Below are 14,806 nucleotides of genomic sequence, written 5' to 3' on the forward strand. Positions count from 1 at the left end.
TTTGTAGCACACCCGCCGCGCTGGGCACCATGACTCCCTCACTTCATGGATCAGCCTGATGACCACCGCCCGCGCCTCACTCTTTACCGGTGTGATATTGGCCGTTGTCGCCACCCTGGGCTGGGCGCTGAACTTCATTGCGCCCTACGTCACCGGCGTCTACAGCCTCTACGACTTGATGGCCGTACGGTTCCTGATGGCCGGGGGGCTGGGCATCGCCTGGATGATGGTGTGCAGGGCGCAATTGAGTGCACTCAGCTGCGGCCAGTGCCTGCTCGCCGCAGCACTGGGCGCACTGGGTTGCCTCGGTTATGGCGTGTGCATTGCTGGCGGTGTGATGTTCGGCGGCCCGGTGCTGACGCCAGCGTTTGTCGGCATGGTCCCGGTGCTACTGGCGTTGATAGGCAACGCCAGTCACAAGACCCTGCAATGGCGCCAGTTGGTGATGCCGTTGTCCTGCCTCACTGTGGGGCTGTTGCTGGCCACGGTCAGCAGCCTCCACCTGCCCGCCTCCGGCACCGGTTCCTGGCTGGCGGGGTTGTGTTTCTCCTTGGGCGCAGTGGCCTTGTGGCTGGGGTTCAGCGTCATCAATCAACAGCAACTGGCACGCCTGCCTGCCCGCGCAACCGGCCTGTGGACCGCCTTGATGCTGGTAGGCGCAGGGGGCGCGGCGCTGTGCCTGCTGCCGTGGCTATACACGCTCGGCTTGTTCCGGTTGCCGACCCTTGGCGCGGGCTGGAACCAGGCATGGCCGCTGTATGCCTGGAGCCTGGGCATCGCCGTGATGTCTACGGTGGTCGGCGCCTGGGCCTGGAACGCGGCAACGCGGCGCCTGCCCATGGTACTGAGTGGCCAATTGATTGCCCTGGAATCACTCTTCGCCAGCCTGCTCGGTCTAGGCTTTCACCGGCGCTGGCCGACGCCAATGGAAGCCGTGGGCCTGGCTGCCGTGCTCGTCGGTGTGGTCATGGCGGTTCGTATCCTCCTGGCGCAGGCAAAACCCGCCACAACCCATCAGACCTTCGGGGAGATTCAACCATGACCCATTCAAACGACGCACTGGCACTGCCCCACACCTTTGACTTCCACAATCAGACCGTGCGCTGGGGCCAACTGGGTACCCAGGGGCCGGCGCTGGTGATGGTGCATGGCACGCCGTTCTCCTCCCATGTGTGGCGGCGTATCGCGCCCTTGTTTGCCCAGCAGTACCGCGTGTTCTATTACGACCTGCTTGGCTATGGCCAGTCTGAACAGGCGCCGGGCCAGGACGTGTCTCTGGGCGTGCAAAACCTGTTGCTCGCCGCCCTGCTACACCATTGGGGCCTGGAACGCCCCCATGTGCTCGCCCATGATTTTGGCGGCGCCACGGCCCTGCGCGCGCATCTGCTTGATGGCTGCGACTATGCCAACCTGACCTTGATCGACCCCGTCGCCATGGCGCCCTGGGGTTCGCCGCTGGTGCAGCATGTGCGCCGCCATGAACAGGCCTTCAGCGACGCGCCGGCCTATATCCATGAGGCGATTGTGCGTGCCTATCTACAGGGCGCCGCCTTCACGCCGCTGCCTGCCGAGGTGCTGCACGCCTATGTCACGCCCTGGACAGGCGAGGTAGGCCAGCCCGCCTTCTATCGCCAGATTGCACAGATGGACCAGCGCTATACCGACCAGATTGAAGAGCGGCTCGCCGAGCTGCGTTGCCCGGTGCAACTGCTCTGGGGCGAAGAAGACCAATGGATCAACGTGGCACAGGGCGACGCGCTCGCAGGTAGATTAGGTGCACGCTACCTGCGCGTCCCGCGTGCGGGGCATCTGGTGCAAGAGGACGCGCCCGAGGTCATCGTCGCTGCCTTGATGACCTTTCTAGCTAGCGTCACAGATCAGTGATTTCCTTGTGGCGCGGCACCAGCGTCTTCATCACGCTCCATGCCACCAGATAAGCCAGGGCGCAGATGGCAAACATGATCATGTAGCCGGTATGGATGTCGTTGATGGACTTGTAATAGTCGAACACCCAGCCGCCGATCTTGGTCATGAGCACGCCGCCCAGGCCACCGGCCATGCCGCCAATGCCGACCACCGAGGCCACGGTTTTCTGCGGGAACATGTCGGACACGGTGGTGAAAATGTTGCATGACCACGCCTGGTGTGCCGAAGCGCCCACACCGATCAGCAGCACCGGCACCCAGAAGCTGAGGTAACCCAACGGCTGCGCCAGCAACACCACCAGCGGGAACAGCGCAATCACCAGCATGGCTTTCATGCGCCCGTCATAGGGGGCATCGCCGCGCGCCATGAAGTAGCTGGGGAACCAGCCGCCGCCAATACTGCCGACCATGGTCATGCTGTACAGCACCGCCAGCGGCATCACGATATCGGCGCCTTTCATGCCGTATTGGGCAGACAGGTAGGTGGGCAGCCAGAACAGGAAAAACCACCACACGCCGTCAGTCATGAACTTGCCGAAGGCAAACGCCCAGGTCTGGCGGTAGGTCAACAGTTTGAACCAGGAGACTTTCTTTCCTGCGGTGCCCGTCGGTGCCGGGGTAAACGGTTGTACGGTCTGGTCGCTGCGGATGTAGGCCAGTTCCTCAGGTGACAGGCGTTTTTGCTGTTCCGGTTTTTCGTAAACGGCGGCCCACACGGCTACCCAGACAAAACCCAGCATGCCGATGACCATAAACGCCGCCTCCCAACCCCACAGGCCGGCAATCAGAGGGACACAGATCGGCGCCAGGATCGCGCCGACGTTGGCGCCGGAATTGAAGATACCGGTGGCCAGGGAGCGTTCTTTCTTGGGAAAATATTCGGCAGTGGCCTTGATCGCGATCGGGAAGTTACCCGCTTCGCCAATCGCCAACACAGCCCTTGAGAGCATGAAACCGGCAATGGACACCGGGATCACCGCCAGGCCAATGGCACCACTGACGGCTGCGATACCCTCGCCCATCGGCACCGCAAACGCATGCATGATCGCGCCGGTGGACCAGATACCAATGGCTACCACATAGGCGGCCTTGGTGCCGATCCTGTCGACGAAGCGCCCGGCAAACAGCATGGAAATGGCGTAGACGAACTGGAACACCGCCGCGATGTTGGCGTAATCGGTGTTGCTCCAGCCAAACTGCGTTGACAGTTGCGGTGCCAAGAGGCTGAGCACCTGGCGGTCGAGGTAATTGACCGTGGTCGCGAAAAACAACATCGCGCAGATCGTCCAGCGATAGCTGCCGACCGCCTGGCCGACACGAAGGGCACTGATGGGCTCGTTCAGATTCATGGCATCACTTTTTATTTTTGTTAGGTAGGACATATGTAACGTCATATGTCGTCGTACAACTGCGAGTTTTATAACGAGACGCCCACGCAGTGTCAATCGCAAAGATTGCCGCTTATCGAGGATTTACGCGGAATAGGAAAATGTCAGGCTTGTGCAGTTGTAGGATGACAAACCCTGAGCACCAGGCTGGGCGCTTGGCCGGGTACATCATCCAGCAGGCCAAAACGTTGCATGCCGAGCTTCTCCAATACGCGGATCGACGCAGCATGATCGGGTCGCACTAACCCGAAGACTTCCGGTAGAGATAGCGTGTCAAACGCCAGCGCCAGGGCATCCCGCCCCAGTTCAGTGGCATACCCCTGCCCCCAGGCCTCGACGGCCAGGCGATAGCCAAGGTTGATGCGCTGCTGCGTCAGGTAGTTAAGTGGCGCAATGCCGCCAAACCCGATGATGTGCTCGGGGCTCTCTTTGCAGGCAATCGCCCACCAGCCGTAGCCCTGGGAGGTCCATTGCTCCAGCCAGTGATCCAATAGCCGTTGTGCCGCATTTAGGTTGGGCAGCGGGCCGGCAGGATTGAACAAGTTGGTCTGTGGATCACCGAAGATCGCGAACAATCGCTGAACGTCTGCGGCCCGTGGTTGGCGGTAGGTAAGGCGTGAATGACTGCTTGGCATTTAAATGACTTCCCTGCTTTGCCTGACTAACAATGACAATTCCCCTGTGGGAGCGCTCGAGCTTTAGCGAGGCCGCGATGGCGACAGTCCAGGCAACACAACTGCCAACAGTACCGCCGCCTTCGCAGCCTCGCCGGGGCTCGACAACTCCCACATCGGTTATGCGCCTGGCACAAATCCCCTGCGGGAGCGGGCTTGCCCGCGAAGGCGGTGTGTCAGTCACTGAATCTTTGACTGAACCACCGCTTTCGCAGGCAAGCCAGCTCCCACATTGGTCATGTACTACCCACAAAACCTGCCTGGCACAGATCCCCTGTGGGAGCGGGCTTGCCCGCGAAGGCGGTGTGTCAGTCACTGAATCTTTGACTGAACCACCGCTTTCGCAGGCAAGCCAGCTCCCACATTTGATCTGTTTTGCCAATAGCCATGCTTCGGCCTCCAGAACCCGGCATTTTTACCCCCGTGAGAAAAAATACACAAAGCGGTGAATTATTTCGTGTCCACTTGTATCTGAACTGACAGAGCGGTGCCATCGTAGCGATGGCACCTCCCCTGTTCAGCTTTTGAGTGGCCCGCATGAAACTACGTAAAAAACGCGTCAAACCCATCGGATTGAAAGACATCACCATTGTCGACGACAACAAGATGCGCAAGGCGATCACCGCCGCCGCACTTGGCAATGCCATGGAATGGTTCGACTTTGGCGTCTATGGCTTTGTCGCCTATGTGCTGGGCAAGGTGTTCTTCCCTGACGCTTCCCCCAGCGTGCAGATGATCGCAGCGCTGGCCACCTTCTCAGTACCTTTCCTGATTCGCCCGTTGGGCGGCCTGTTCTTCGGCGCACTGGGCGATAAGTACGGGCGGCAAAAAGTCCTGGCCGCCACCATCGTGATCATGTCCTTGAGCACCTTTGCCATCGGCTTGATCCCCGGCTATGCCTCCATTGGCATCTGGGCGCCGATCCTGTTGCTGCTGTGCAAAATGGCCCAGGGTTTCTCGGTGGGCGGTGAGTACACCGGCGCGTCGATTTTCGTGGCTGAATATGCTCCGGACCGCAAGCGCGGCTTCCTTGGCAGTTGGCTGGACTTCGGCTCCATCGCCGGTTTCGTGCTCGGCGCGGGTGTGGTGGTGTTGATCTCCACCGTGCTCGGTGAAGCAGAATTCGAGGCCTGGGGCTGGCGCTTGCCGTTCTTCCTCGCCCTGCCCCTGGGCATCATCGGCCTGTACCTGCGCCACGCGCTGGAAGAGACCCCGGCGTTTCAACAGCATGTCGACAAACTCGAACAGGGTGACCGCGAAGGCCTGAGCCACGGCCCCAAAGTCTCGTTCAAGGAAATCGCCACCAAGCACTGGCGCAGCCTGCTGACCTGCATTGGTATCGTCGCGGCCACCAACGTGACCTACTACATGCTGCTCACCTACATGCCGAGCTACCTGTCCCACAACCTGCACTATGCCGAAAACAGCGGCGTGCTGATCATCATTGCGATCATGGTTGGCATGTTGTTCGTGCAGCCGTTCATTGGTTTTGTCAGCGACAAGATCGGCCGCAAGCCGTTCATCATCGCCGGCAGCATCGGCCTGCTGTTCCTGTCGATTCCGGCCTTCATGCTGATCACCAGCGGCAAGACCGGCCTGATTTTCGGCGGTCTGTTGATTCTGGCGGTGGTGCTGAACTTCTTTATCGGTGTGATGGCGTCGACCTTGCCGGCAATGTTCCCCACCCACCTGCGCTACAGCGCCCTGGCTAGCGCCTTCAACGTCTCGGTACTGATCGCCGGTGTTACGCCGACCGCCGTGGCCTGGCTGGTGGAGAGCACCAACGACCTGTACATGCCCGCCTATTACCTGATGGTGTTTGCGGTGGTTGGCCTGATCACGGGCCTGACCATGAAGGAAACCGCCAACAAGCCCCTGCGTGGCGCGGCCCCGGCGGCTTCCGACATGGAAGAAGCCAAGGAGCTGCTGCAGGAGCATCACGACAATATCGAGCAGAAAATCGAAGACATCGATGCCGAGATTGCCGCGCTGCAAACCAAGCGGGAAAACCTGGTACAGCAACACCCGCGCATCAACTAATAACCTGACTGTGCGTGGTCGCGGCCTGCGACCACGCCATTGGAGCGTTCAGCATGGTTTCAAGCGTCACCGCCGCACACAGGTTACTCAGCGCAGACGAGCGCGCCGCCATTGCCGAAATTGAAGCAACCACCAATATCCTCAAGCTGGTCACTCGTCTGACCGGGATGAGATTCGCCGGCATCGCCAAGTTCACCGACCAGGAATGGGTGGTGTGTTCGGCCTACGACCCGCTACAAATGGGCATCAACGTCGACGACGTACTCGACCTGGAAACCACCCTGTGCAGTGAGTTCTGCATCAACCCACACACCCTGTTCGTCCCCCAGATCAGCCAGAACGGCCGTTTCGCGTCACGCCCGGTGGTCAAGCAATACGCCATCGAAAGCTACGCCGGTGCGCCGATCTTTCTGCCCGATGGCCGCCTGTTCGGGGCGCTGTGTGCGCTGGACTCACGGGCCATGCTGTTCAACGACCCGAACCTGCCGGAAACCCTGAGCCTGTTCGCACGGCTTATCGGCTGCATCTTCTACGCTAATCTGACCCCGGCGGATCACTGACACCCGCCCGGCCCCGCAGTGCTGCCATATCACGCTTGGGCGGCACCCCGAACAGCCGGCTGTACTCACGGCTGAATTGCGACGGGCTCTCATACCCGACTTTGAACGCGGCACTGGAGACATCCTGGTGCTCGTTCAACATCAATCGTCGTGCTTCATTCAGACGCAGCCATTTCTGGTATTGCAGCGGGCTCATCGCGGTCAGTTGCCGGAAGTGATGGTGAAAGGTCGCCGCGCTCATTTGCACCCGCGCTGCCAGCTCTTCCACACGCAGGGCCCCGTCGAAATTCAACTTCAGCCAGTCGATCGCCTTGGCAATTCGATAGCCCTGCCCGTCCACCGAGCAGATCTGGCGCAGTCGGCCGGCCTGGTCGCTTTTCAATAGCCGGTAATGAATCTCGCGCTGGATCAATGGCGCGAGTACCGGGATAGCCTCGGGTTCGTCCAGCAACGTCACCAGGCGCGCGAATGCGGCCAGCATGCCGTCGGTGACCGTGCCGATCCCCACGCCCTTCATGACTGCGCGCTCACGCACCGGCGGCAAGCCACCCTGGGCGATCAGCTCGGCGAGCATGCGCAGGTCCAGCTTGAACGTCAGCCCCAGGCACGGCTGCTCGGGGCTGGCGGCCAGCACCTCGGAATTGGCCGGAATGTCCAGCGACGTCACCAGGAACCGGGACGTGTCGTAGGGGTAGCCCTCGCCGCCGACCCACAACTGCTTCTCGCCCTGAGCCACCAGCACGATGCACGGCTCAACCATGCACACCACCGGCGCAGCGGGTTGCTCACGCCGATAAAAGCCCAGGCCGGGGATCGGCATCGCGTAGTCGCCGGGCGACGGGGTGCGCGAACCAATCGACTGGATCAGCGCGTTCAGGGGGGTGGGAGTGGACGTCATAACAGACCCTTTCAATGCTTCATTGCACTTTACCCGCGCAAGTCACGGGCGTCGTCATCTGGCGCTGAAACTCAGAGGATCAGGCAAGTAATCCACTCAAATGCACTACAGAAGCCCTGCCGTCACCCGGAAAATGTGCGGACACTTCACAAGGAACATCCCTATGAAACGCCTCTTGCTCGCCCTGGGTTTGCTGGTGACTTCTCTTTCTTCATTTGGAGCCGATATGTCTAACGGTGCGGATAACTTTTACAGCAGCGACACAGTGACGGCCGAACCTGTCACCTTCAACAATCAATACGGCATGCAGGTGGCAGGCACGCTGTTCGTGCCCAAACACCTGGCCTCAGGCTCAAAGCACGCAGCCCTGGTCGTCGGCCACCCGATGGGCGCCGTCAAAGAGCAAAGCGCCAACCTCTACGCCACCAAAATGGCTGAACAGGGTTTCGTGACCCTGTCCCTGGACCTGTCGTTCTGGGGCCAAAGCGCCGGTACGCCGCGCAACGCGGTGTTGCCCGACCTCTACGTGGAAGACTTCAGCGCCGCCGTGGACTTTCTCGGCACTCGCCCACAGGTCGACCGGGAACGCATCGGTGCCATCGGCATTTGTGGCAGCGGCAGTTTTGTGATCAGTGCTGCGAAGATCGATCCGCGTCTCAAGGCAATCGCCACCGTCAGCATGTACGACATGGGCGCGGCCAACCGCAATGGCCTCAAGCACGGCATGACCTTGCAACAGCGCCAGCAGATCCTGCGCCAGGCCGCCAACCAGCGCTATGTAGAGTTCCAGGGCGGCGAGACCCTCTACACCGGTGGCACGCCGCACAGCCTTACCGGCGACCCGGTCGGCGACGAGTTCTACGACTTCTACCGCACCCCGCGCGGCGAAGTCACCCCGGCAGGCGCCTCATCGCAGACCACCACCCGCCCGACGCTGACCAGCAACGTCAAGTTCATGAACTTCTACCCCTTCAACGATATCGAGACGATCTCGCCGCGCCCACTGCTGCTGATTACCGGGGCCGACGCGCACTCCCGTGAGTTCAGTGAAGACGCCTACCAACGCGCCGCCGAGCCCAAGCAATTGCTGGTCATCCCCAACGCCGGCCATGTAGACCTGTACGACCGCGTCGAACTGATCCCGTTTGACACGCTCACCACCTTCTTCCAGAGCCACTTGCAGTGAGTTCCGTTATCCCTCAACCGCAACGCTGGGGCGCGGTGCTGGCGATGTCGCTCGCGGCGTTTGCCTTGGTCGCCTCCGAGTTCATGCCGGTCAGCCTGCTCACACCGCTGGCCGCTGACTTGCACATCACTGAAGGCCAGGCCGGCCAGGGCATTTCCGTGTCCGGGGTGTTTGCCTTGCTCACCAGCCTGGTGATCGCGGCGGTTGCCGCGAGGATGGATCGCAAGCGCCTGCTGATGGCCCTGACCCTGCTGATGATCGTCTCTGGCAGCGTGGTGGCGTTCGCACCGAATTACGCGGTGTTCATGTTCGGGCGCGCATTGATTGGGGTGGCGATTGGCGGTTTCTGGTCGCTGTCGGCGGCCACGGCAATGCGCCTGGTCGAGCCCGCCCAAGTGCCAAGGGCCTTGGCCATCGTCAACGGTGGCAACGCCCTGGCGACGGTGATCGCGGCGCCGCTGGGCAGCTTTCTTGGCGGCCTGATTGGCTGGCGCGGCACATTTTTTTGCGTGGTGCCGGTGGCCGTGATTGCGCTGGCCTGGCTGTGGCTGAGCTTGCCTGCGCTCAAGCACAGCGGCGCAGCGAACACCGGCAATGCGCTGCGCCTGCTGAGAAACTCCAAGGTGGCCGTGGGCATGTGCGCCGTCAGCCTGTTCTTCATGGGCCAATTCATGCTGTTCACTTACTTGCGGCCATTCCTGGAAGGCGTGACCCGGGTCGAGGTGTCCACCCTGTCGCTGATGCTGCTGGTGCTCGGCCTGGCCGGCCTGGCGGGTACGGTGTTGATTGAGCATTTGCTCAAGCGTCACCTGTACCCGACGCTGATTGCCATTCCGTTGATCATGGCCGGCATTGCCCTTGCGCTGGTGGGGTTCGGCGGTTCAGCGATTGTCACCACTCTGCTGTTGGGCTGCTGGGGCCTGGTAGCGACAGCTGCACCGGTTGGCTGGTGGACATGGCTGGCGCGCACCTTGCCCGACGACGCTGAGGCCGGCGGGGGGTTGATGGTCGCCATCATCCAGTTGGCGATTGCCGCCGGTGCCACCGTCGGTGGTGTGGCATTCGACTTGAGCGGTTATCAGGCCACCTTCGAGTTGAGCGCCGCCTTGCTGGTAGTCGCCACACTGCTGGCTTACCTGGCATCCCGGCGCCCTGCTCACGCGCGCGTGGCGAGCGACGCTACTTGAAAAAATGACTCGGCGTTTTGCCAAACTGTTTCTTGAACATGCTGGTAAAAGCGCTGGGGCTTTCGTAGCCCAATTCAAACGCCACATCAATGATCTTCTCCCCCACCGCAATGCGCTCCAGCGCCAGCAGCAACCGCGCCTGCTGGCGCCATTGGCCGAAGGTCATGCCGGTTTCCTTACGGAACAGGCGCTGGATGGTGGTCTGGTCCAATCCCAACCGCGCACTCCAGTCGGCGACGGTGGAGGCATCACTCGGTTCATCCTGCAACGCCAGGCAGATCGGGCTCAGGCGCGGGTCGGCAGGCTGGGGCAGCGACAGCGGCAAGGCCGGGAGAATGGCCAGTTCGTCAAGAATCAGGTGCATGATCCGCGCGTCGCGTGAGTCCTCGGCATACGGCGGTTTCAAGCTCACCGAGGCCTTGATCAGTTCGCTCAGCAGCGGCGAGACCGTCACCGTCTTGGGCTCGGCCGGCAAGTTGGGGAAGCTGTCCGGGCGCACGAACACGCTGCGCATCTTCAGCGTACCTACGCAGCGCAGTGAGTGAACTTGACCGCAAGGCATCCAGAAGCCACGATTGGGCGGCACCGTCCATTGCCTCAGGGCCGAGTACACCACCATCACACCGCCAATGGCGTACAGCAGTTGGTGCTTGTTGTGGCTGTGTTCGGGGATCACCCAGTTTTCGGGGTAATCGGTGGCCGAACTGATGACGGCCCAGTCGCCCTCATCGATCTCTCGCAGAAATTTATCCAGTGATTTGATCATTTCGCCCTTTTTGCGATGGTTTCTGCCCGAATTGCGCGAGACAGGCATTGGCGCCGAATCTAGCATAAACGCCGAGTCCAGATGGAGTGGCGGTTCACATCACCGCCGCCCGCCTCCACGCCTGTCAGTTGCCTTGTACGGAATGCCCGCATGTCCACAGTCACAGCGTCACCCGCCGCACCTTCGACCAGCTCGCAAGTAAGCCCCTTAGTCATGCGCGTCCTGGGCGCCTGTGCCCTGGCGCACCTGATCAATGACTTGATCCAGGCGGTACTGCCGTCGATCTACCCGATGCTCAAGGCCAACTACGGCCTGAGCTTTACCCAGGTCGGCCTGATCACCCTGACCTTCCAGTTGACCGCCTCCCTGCTGCAACCGTGGATCGGCTACCACACCGACCGCCACCCCAAACCCTGGCTATTGCCGGCGGGCATGGTGTGCACCTTGATCGGCATCTTGATGCTGGCCTTTGTCGGCAACTTCCCAGCGATATTGCTCGCGGCAGCGCTGGTAGGTGTGGGCTCATCGACCTTCCACCCGGAAACCTCCCGCGTCGCACGCCTGGCTTCCGGTGGGCGCTACGGCCTGGCGCAATCGACCTTCCAGGTCGGCGGCAACACCGGCAGCGCTTTCGGCCCGTTGCTGGCGGCGGCGATCATCATTCCCTACGGCCAAAGCCACATTGCCTGGTTCGGCCTGTTTGCGGTGTTCGCCATCCTGGTGCTGTACGGCTTGAGCCGCTGGTACCGCCACCACCTCAACCTGTTCAAGCTCAAGCAAGGCAGCCAGGCCACCCACGGTTTGTCCAAAGGCCGCGTGACCTTCGCCCTGGTGGTATTGGCTGTGCTGGTGTTTTCGAAATACTGGTACATGACCAGCCTGACCAGTTACTTCACGTTCTACCTGATCGAAAAATTCCAGCTGTCGGTAGCCAGCTCGCAGATGTACCTGTTCCTGTTTCTCGGCGCAGTGGCCGTGGGCACCTTTGCCGGTGGCCCGATCGGCGACAAGATCGGCCGCAAGAAAGTCATCTGGTTCTCGATCCTCGGCGCCGCACCGTTCACCCTGGCCCTGCCCTACGTCGACCTGTTCTGGACCGCCGTACTCAGCGTGGTCATCGGCTTTATCATCGCCTCGGCGTTCTCGGCCATCGTGGTGTTTGCCCAGGAACTGGTGCCGGGCAATGTGGGCATGATCGCCGGGATATTCTTCGGCCTGATGTTCGGCTTCAGCGGGATCGGCGCGGCGCTGCTCGGGATGCTCGCTGATCATCACGGCATCGAATACGTGTACAAGCTGTGCTCGTTCCTGCCGCTGGTGGGCATCCTCACGGTACTGTTGCCGTCGACCAAAGGCGTTTGATCGATCACGTCGCCCCATAGCCGTAGTTATCTACAACTTTGGGGCGACGCGGGACCTGTGGCGAGGGAGCTTGCTCCCGTGACGGCCTGCCAGCCGACGCATATTTATCTGACACCACTAGATCCAAATGTGGGAGCTGGCTTGCCTGCGATGGCGGCCTGCTAGCCGAAGCCTATCTACCTGACACCCCCACGATCCAGATGTGAGTGGCTTGCCTGCGATGACCATAGGTATCGACACAATTCCGTAGCGCTCAACGGTAACCACGATGCGAAGCGAGCCGCTCTTGATCTGCTATGGATATGTCCACAATCCAACTGTGTTGACTGCCAGGCCGCCTTCGCGAGCAAGCCCGCTCCCACAGTGGGATCGCGGTGCTTCAGGTATAGAAGCGTCAACTGTCAGGCCGCCATCGCAGGCAAGCCAGCTCACACTTTGGATCGTCGTGTGTCAGTCAGATCAGCGTCGCTGGCAGGTCGTCACGGGAGCAACAAGCCTCACTTCATGGCCCGGCGAGAAAACCCATTAACCACGATATAGAGCAGCGGCCCTACCGACACAAACACTGCCGTCAGTAAAAAATACGGCAGCACTGAGGCCATCGACCGCCCTCGCCCACGCGCATCCCGGTACATCCACACACACGCCAGCACCGCCATCAGATACAGGTCAATCACCACCTGTGCCGTATCGGGTCTGGACATCAGTTCCCATCCAAATGCCAACAGTGACTGCTCGGCCGTGAGCATGGTCGCCACGGTATAGACGGTGAATCCCAGCAAGGCCGCCAGGGCGATATAAGGTTTTTGCATGGTCTCTTCCTTGAAGTGCAACGTTGATCAACGCGGCCACCTTAGCGACAAGAGACTGCCGCTCGCAATCCTGCTGACGTCTTTCTCGAGATGTCCTGCGCGCCGCCCACACGAAGTAGGCCGCGCTGGTTTTGTGAAATATCTGTACGTAGACTGCCGCCATACCCCCACTTGAAGGCGGCGAAAAAAACGTGATGCAAGTTACTGAAGTCTCCATTGCCCAATTGCGCGCTGCGCTTGAAGCCGGCCAGACCACGGCAGTTGAACTGGTGCAGGCGTACCTGGCGCGGATCGATGCCTACGATGGCCCGCAGACGGCCACTGCACTGAACGCCGTGGTGGTACGCAACCCCGATGCGCTCAAAGAAGCCCAGGCGTCTGATGCACGCCGCGCCAAGGGGCAAACCCTGGGGCCACTGGATGGTATCCCCTACACGGCCAAGGACAGTTACCTGGTCAAGGGGTTGACGGCTGCATCCGGCAGCCCGGCGTTTGCCAAGCTGGTGGCCCAGCGCGATGCCTTCACCATTGAGCGTCTGCGTGCCGGTGGCGCTATCTGCCTGGGCAAGACCAACATGCCGCCGATGGCCAATGGCGGTATGCAACGTGGCGTGTACGGTCGCGCCGAAAGCCCCTACAACGCCGACTACCTCACCGCGCCGTTTGCGTCGGGTTCCTCCAACGGTGCCGGCACCGCCACCGCCGCCAGCTTTGCCGCGTTCGGGCTGGCTGAAGAAACCTGGTCCAGCGGTCGCGGCCCGGCCTCCAACAATGGCCTGTGTGCCTACACGCCTTCACGCGGGGTGATTTCCGTGCGCGGCAACTGGCCGCTGACCCCGACCATGGACGTGGTAGTGCCCTATGCGCGCACCATGGCCGACCTGCTGGAAGTGCTCGACGTCGTGGTGGCCGAAGACCCGGACACACGAGGCGACCTGTGGCGCCTGCAACCCTGGGTGCCAATCCCCAGCGTCACCTCGGTGCGCCCGGAGTCCTACGCGGCGCTGGCAGTCAACAGCGAAAGCCTGGCCGGCAAGCGCTTTGGCGTGCCGCGCATGTACATCAACGCCGACCCGGAGGCTGGCACCAGCGAAAAACCCGGTATCGGCGGCCCGACCGGGCAAAAAATCCACACCCGCGCCACGGTGATTGAACTGTGGCAAGCCGCGCGCCAGGCATTGGAAGCGGCGGGTGCCGAAGTGATCGAAGTGGATTTCCCGCTGGTGTCCAACTGCGAAGGCGACCGCCCCGGCGCACCGACGGTGTTTACCCGTGGCCTGGTCTCTAAAGAGTTCCTCCACGACGAACTGTGGGAACTGTCAGCCTGGGCCTTCGATGACTTCCTGCGCGCCAACGGCGACCCGCACCTGAACCGCCTGGCCGATGTGGACGGGCCGAACATCTTCCCCCACGACCCCGGCACCCTGCCCAACCGTGAAGACGACCTGGCCGCCGGCATGGACGAATACGTGCGCATGGCCCAACGCGGCATCACCTCATGGGACCAGATCAGCACCGTGCCCGATGGCCTGCGCGGCCTGGAGCAAACCCGGCGCCTGGACCTGGAAGACTGGATGGACACCCTGGGGCTTGACGCCGTGCTGTTCCCCACCGTGGCCGACGTAGGACCGGCCGATGCCGATGTGAACGAAGCGTCTGCCGATATCGCCTGGAGCAACGGCGTATGGGTCGCCAACGGCAACCTCGCCATCCGCCACCTGGGCGTACCCACCGTCACCGTGCCGATGGGCGTGATGGCGGACATTGGCATGCCGGTGGGGCTGACCTTCGCCGGGCGTGCCTATGACGATTCGGCGCTGTTGCGCTTTGCCTCGGCGTTCGAAGCCACCGGCAGCAAACGGATGATCCCGCCGCGTACGCCACCGCTGGCGGCTATCTAGCTGGGCTCCTCACTCAAAGTGTGGGAGCGGGCTTGCTCGCGAATGAAGTGTACCAGTCAACAAATCAGGTGACTGACACGGCGCATTCGCGAGCAAGCCCGCTCCCA

General features: G+C 61.5%; 13 protein-coding genes. 8 read left to right on the forward strand and 5 right to left on the reverse strand.

Annotated features, from left to right (window positions below; translation table 11 throughout):
- Window positions 1-58 precede the first annotated feature (58 nt).
- Both AB4P90_RS15850 and AB4P90_RS15855 read left to right on the forward strand, forming a co-directional pair.
- The gene (locus AB4P90_RS15850) at window positions 59-1,042 is read left to right on the forward strand and encodes a DMT family transporter (RefSeq protein WP_395605123.1); all 984 of its coding nucleotides are present in this window, start codon (window positions 59-61) and stop codon (window positions 1,040-1,042) included.
- Window positions 1,039-1,884, forward strand: a complete 846-nt coding sequence (locus tag AB4P90_RS15855; protein ID WP_395605124.1) for an alpha/beta fold hydrolase — start codon at window positions 1,039-1,041, stop codon at window positions 1,882-1,884. Before AB4P90_RS15850 ends, AB4P90_RS15855 begins: the two co-directional genes overlap by 4 nt.
- On the opposite strand, the gene AB4P90_RS15860 is transcribed toward AB4P90_RS15855, so the two are convergent.
- Both AB4P90_RS15860 and AB4P90_RS15865 read right to left on the reverse strand, forming a co-directional pair.
- Complete coding sequence (locus AB4P90_RS15860; RefSeq protein ID WP_019817168.1) at window positions 1,871-3,274, reverse strand: MFS transporter; 1,404 nt, start codon at window positions 3,272-3,274, stop codon at window positions 1,871-1,873. The genes AB4P90_RS15855 and AB4P90_RS15860 overlap by 14 nt on opposite strands.
- Before the next feature lie 143 nt (window positions 3,275-3,417).
- Entirely contained in the window at window positions 3,418-3,948 is a 531-nt protein-coding gene (locus AB4P90_RS15865) for a GNAT family N-acetyltransferase (protein ID WP_014718643.1), read from the reverse strand.
- A gap of 576 nt (window positions 3,949-4,524) precedes the next feature.
- On the opposite strand from AB4P90_RS15865, the gene proP reads away from it, so the two are divergent.
- Entirely contained in the window at window positions 4,525-6,027 is a 1,503-nt protein-coding gene (proP, locus tag AB4P90_RS15870; protein ID WP_014718644.1) for a glycine betaine/L-proline transporter ProP, read from the forward strand.
- A gap of 53 nt (window positions 6,028-6,080) precedes the next feature.
- Complete coding sequence (locus tag AB4P90_RS15875; RefSeq protein WP_395605125.1) at window positions 6,081-6,587, forward strand: GAF domain-containing protein; 507 nt, start codon at window positions 6,081-6,083, stop codon at window positions 6,585-6,587.
- Here AB4P90_RS15875 and AB4P90_RS15880 read toward each other — a convergent pair.
- Complete coding sequence (locus AB4P90_RS15880; RefSeq protein WP_198833556.1) at window positions 6,562-7,485, reverse strand: AraC family transcriptional regulator; 924 nt, start codon at window positions 7,483-7,485, stop codon at window positions 6,562-6,564. The two genes, AB4P90_RS15875 and AB4P90_RS15880, sit on opposite strands and share 26 nt — an antisense overlap.
- Window positions 7,486-7,648: 163 nt before the next feature.
- Here AB4P90_RS15880 and AB4P90_RS15885 point away from each other — a divergent pair, with 163 nt between their 5' ends.
- Complete coding sequence (locus AB4P90_RS15885) at window positions 7,649-8,671, forward strand: alpha/beta hydrolase (protein WP_395605126.1); 1,023 nt, start codon at window positions 7,649-7,651, stop codon at window positions 8,669-8,671.
- Window positions 8,668-9,858, forward strand: a complete 1,191-nt coding sequence (locus AB4P90_RS15890; RefSeq protein WP_395605127.1) for an MFS transporter — start codon at window positions 8,668-8,670, stop codon at window positions 9,856-9,858. The genes AB4P90_RS15885 and AB4P90_RS15890 overlap by 4 nt, the downstream gene beginning before the upstream one ends.
- On the opposite strand, the gene AB4P90_RS15895 is transcribed toward AB4P90_RS15890, so the two are convergent.
- Window positions 9,851-10,672 (reverse strand): helix-turn-helix domain-containing protein, encoded by an 822-nt coding sequence (locus AB4P90_RS15895; RefSeq protein ID WP_014718649.1) that lies wholly within the window; start codon window positions 10,670-10,672, stop codon window positions 9,851-9,853. The two genes, AB4P90_RS15890 and AB4P90_RS15895, sit on opposite strands and share 8 nt — an antisense overlap.
- Before the next feature lie 102 nt (window positions 10,673-10,774).
- Between AB4P90_RS15895 and AB4P90_RS15900 the strand changes: the two genes are divergently transcribed.
- Complete coding sequence (locus AB4P90_RS15900) at window positions 10,775-11,986, forward strand: MFS transporter (protein ID WP_032872382.1); 1,212 nt, start codon at window positions 10,775-10,777, stop codon at window positions 11,984-11,986.
- A gap of 497 nt (window positions 11,987-12,483) precedes the next feature.
- On the opposite strand, the gene AB4P90_RS15905 is transcribed toward AB4P90_RS15900, so the two are convergent.
- Complete coding sequence (locus AB4P90_RS15905; RefSeq protein ID WP_014718650.1) at window positions 12,484-12,798, reverse strand: DUF2834 domain-containing protein; 315 nt, start codon at window positions 12,796-12,798, stop codon at window positions 12,484-12,486.
- Window positions 12,799-12,989: 191 nt separating this feature from the next.
- On the opposite strand from AB4P90_RS15905, the gene AB4P90_RS15910 reads away from it, so the two are divergent.
- Window positions 12,990-14,699 carry an amidase gene (locus AB4P90_RS15910; protein ID WP_020302599.1) on the forward strand — a complete coding sequence of 570 codons (1,710 nt, stop codon included), beginning with the start codon at window positions 12,990-12,992 and terminating at the stop codon, window positions 14,697-14,699.
- Window positions 14,700-14,806: the final 107 nt, after the last annotated feature.

Origin of the sequence: Pseudomonas sp. B16120 (genome assembly GCF_044218845.1) — a bacterium.
In the GTDB taxonomy this organism is placed as follows: domain Bacteria; phylum Pseudomonadota; class Gammaproteobacteria; order Pseudomonadales; family Pseudomonadaceae; genus Aquipseudomonas; species Aquipseudomonas paracarnis.

What these genes read in the sequence shown, in the direction of transcription:
- AB4P90_RS15875 (WP_395605125.1), top strand. Translation starts at nt 6,081, where the DNA reads ATGGTTTCAAGCGTCACCGCCGCACACAGGTTACTCAGCGCAGACGAG.
- AB4P90_RS15885 (WP_395605126.1), top strand. Translation starts at nt 7,649, where the DNA reads ATGAAACGCCTCTTGCTCGCCCTGGGTTTGCTGGTGACTTCTCTTTCT.
- AB4P90_RS15855 (WP_395605124.1), top strand. Translation starts at nt 1,039, where the DNA reads ATGACCCATTCAAACGACGCACTGGCACTGCCCCACACCTTTGACTTC.
- AB4P90_RS15860 (WP_019817168.1), bottom strand. Translation starts at nt 3,274, where the DNA reads ATGAATCTGAACGAGCCCATCAGTGCCCTTCGTGTCGGCCAGGCGGTC.
- AB4P90_RS15865 (WP_014718643.1), bottom strand. Translation starts at nt 3,948, where the DNA reads ATGCCAAGCAGTCATTCACGCCTTACCTACCGCCAACCACGGGCCGCA.
- AB4P90_RS15895 (WP_014718649.1), bottom strand. Translation starts at nt 10,672, where the DNA reads ATGCCTGTCTCGCGCAATTCGGGCAGAAACCATCGCAAAAAGGGCGAA.
- AB4P90_RS15900 (WP_032872382.1), top strand. Translation starts at nt 10,775, where the DNA reads ATGTCCACAGTCACAGCGTCACCCGCCGCACCTTCGACCAGCTCGCAA.
- AB4P90_RS15905 (WP_014718650.1), bottom strand. Translation starts at nt 12,798, where the DNA reads ATGCAAAAACCTTATATCGCCCTGGCGGCCTTGCTGGGATTCACCGTC.
- proP (WP_014718644.1), top strand. Translation starts at nt 4,525, where the DNA reads ATGAAACTACGTAAAAAACGCGTCAAACCCATCGGATTGAAAGACATC.
- AB4P90_RS15880 (WP_198833556.1), bottom strand. Translation starts at nt 7,485, where the DNA reads ATGACGTCCACTCCCACCCCCCTGAACGCGCTGATCCAGTCGATTGGT.
- AB4P90_RS15850 (WP_395605123.1), top strand. Translation starts at nt 59, where the DNA reads ATGACCACCGCCCGCGCCTCACTCTTTACCGGTGTGATATTGGCCGTT.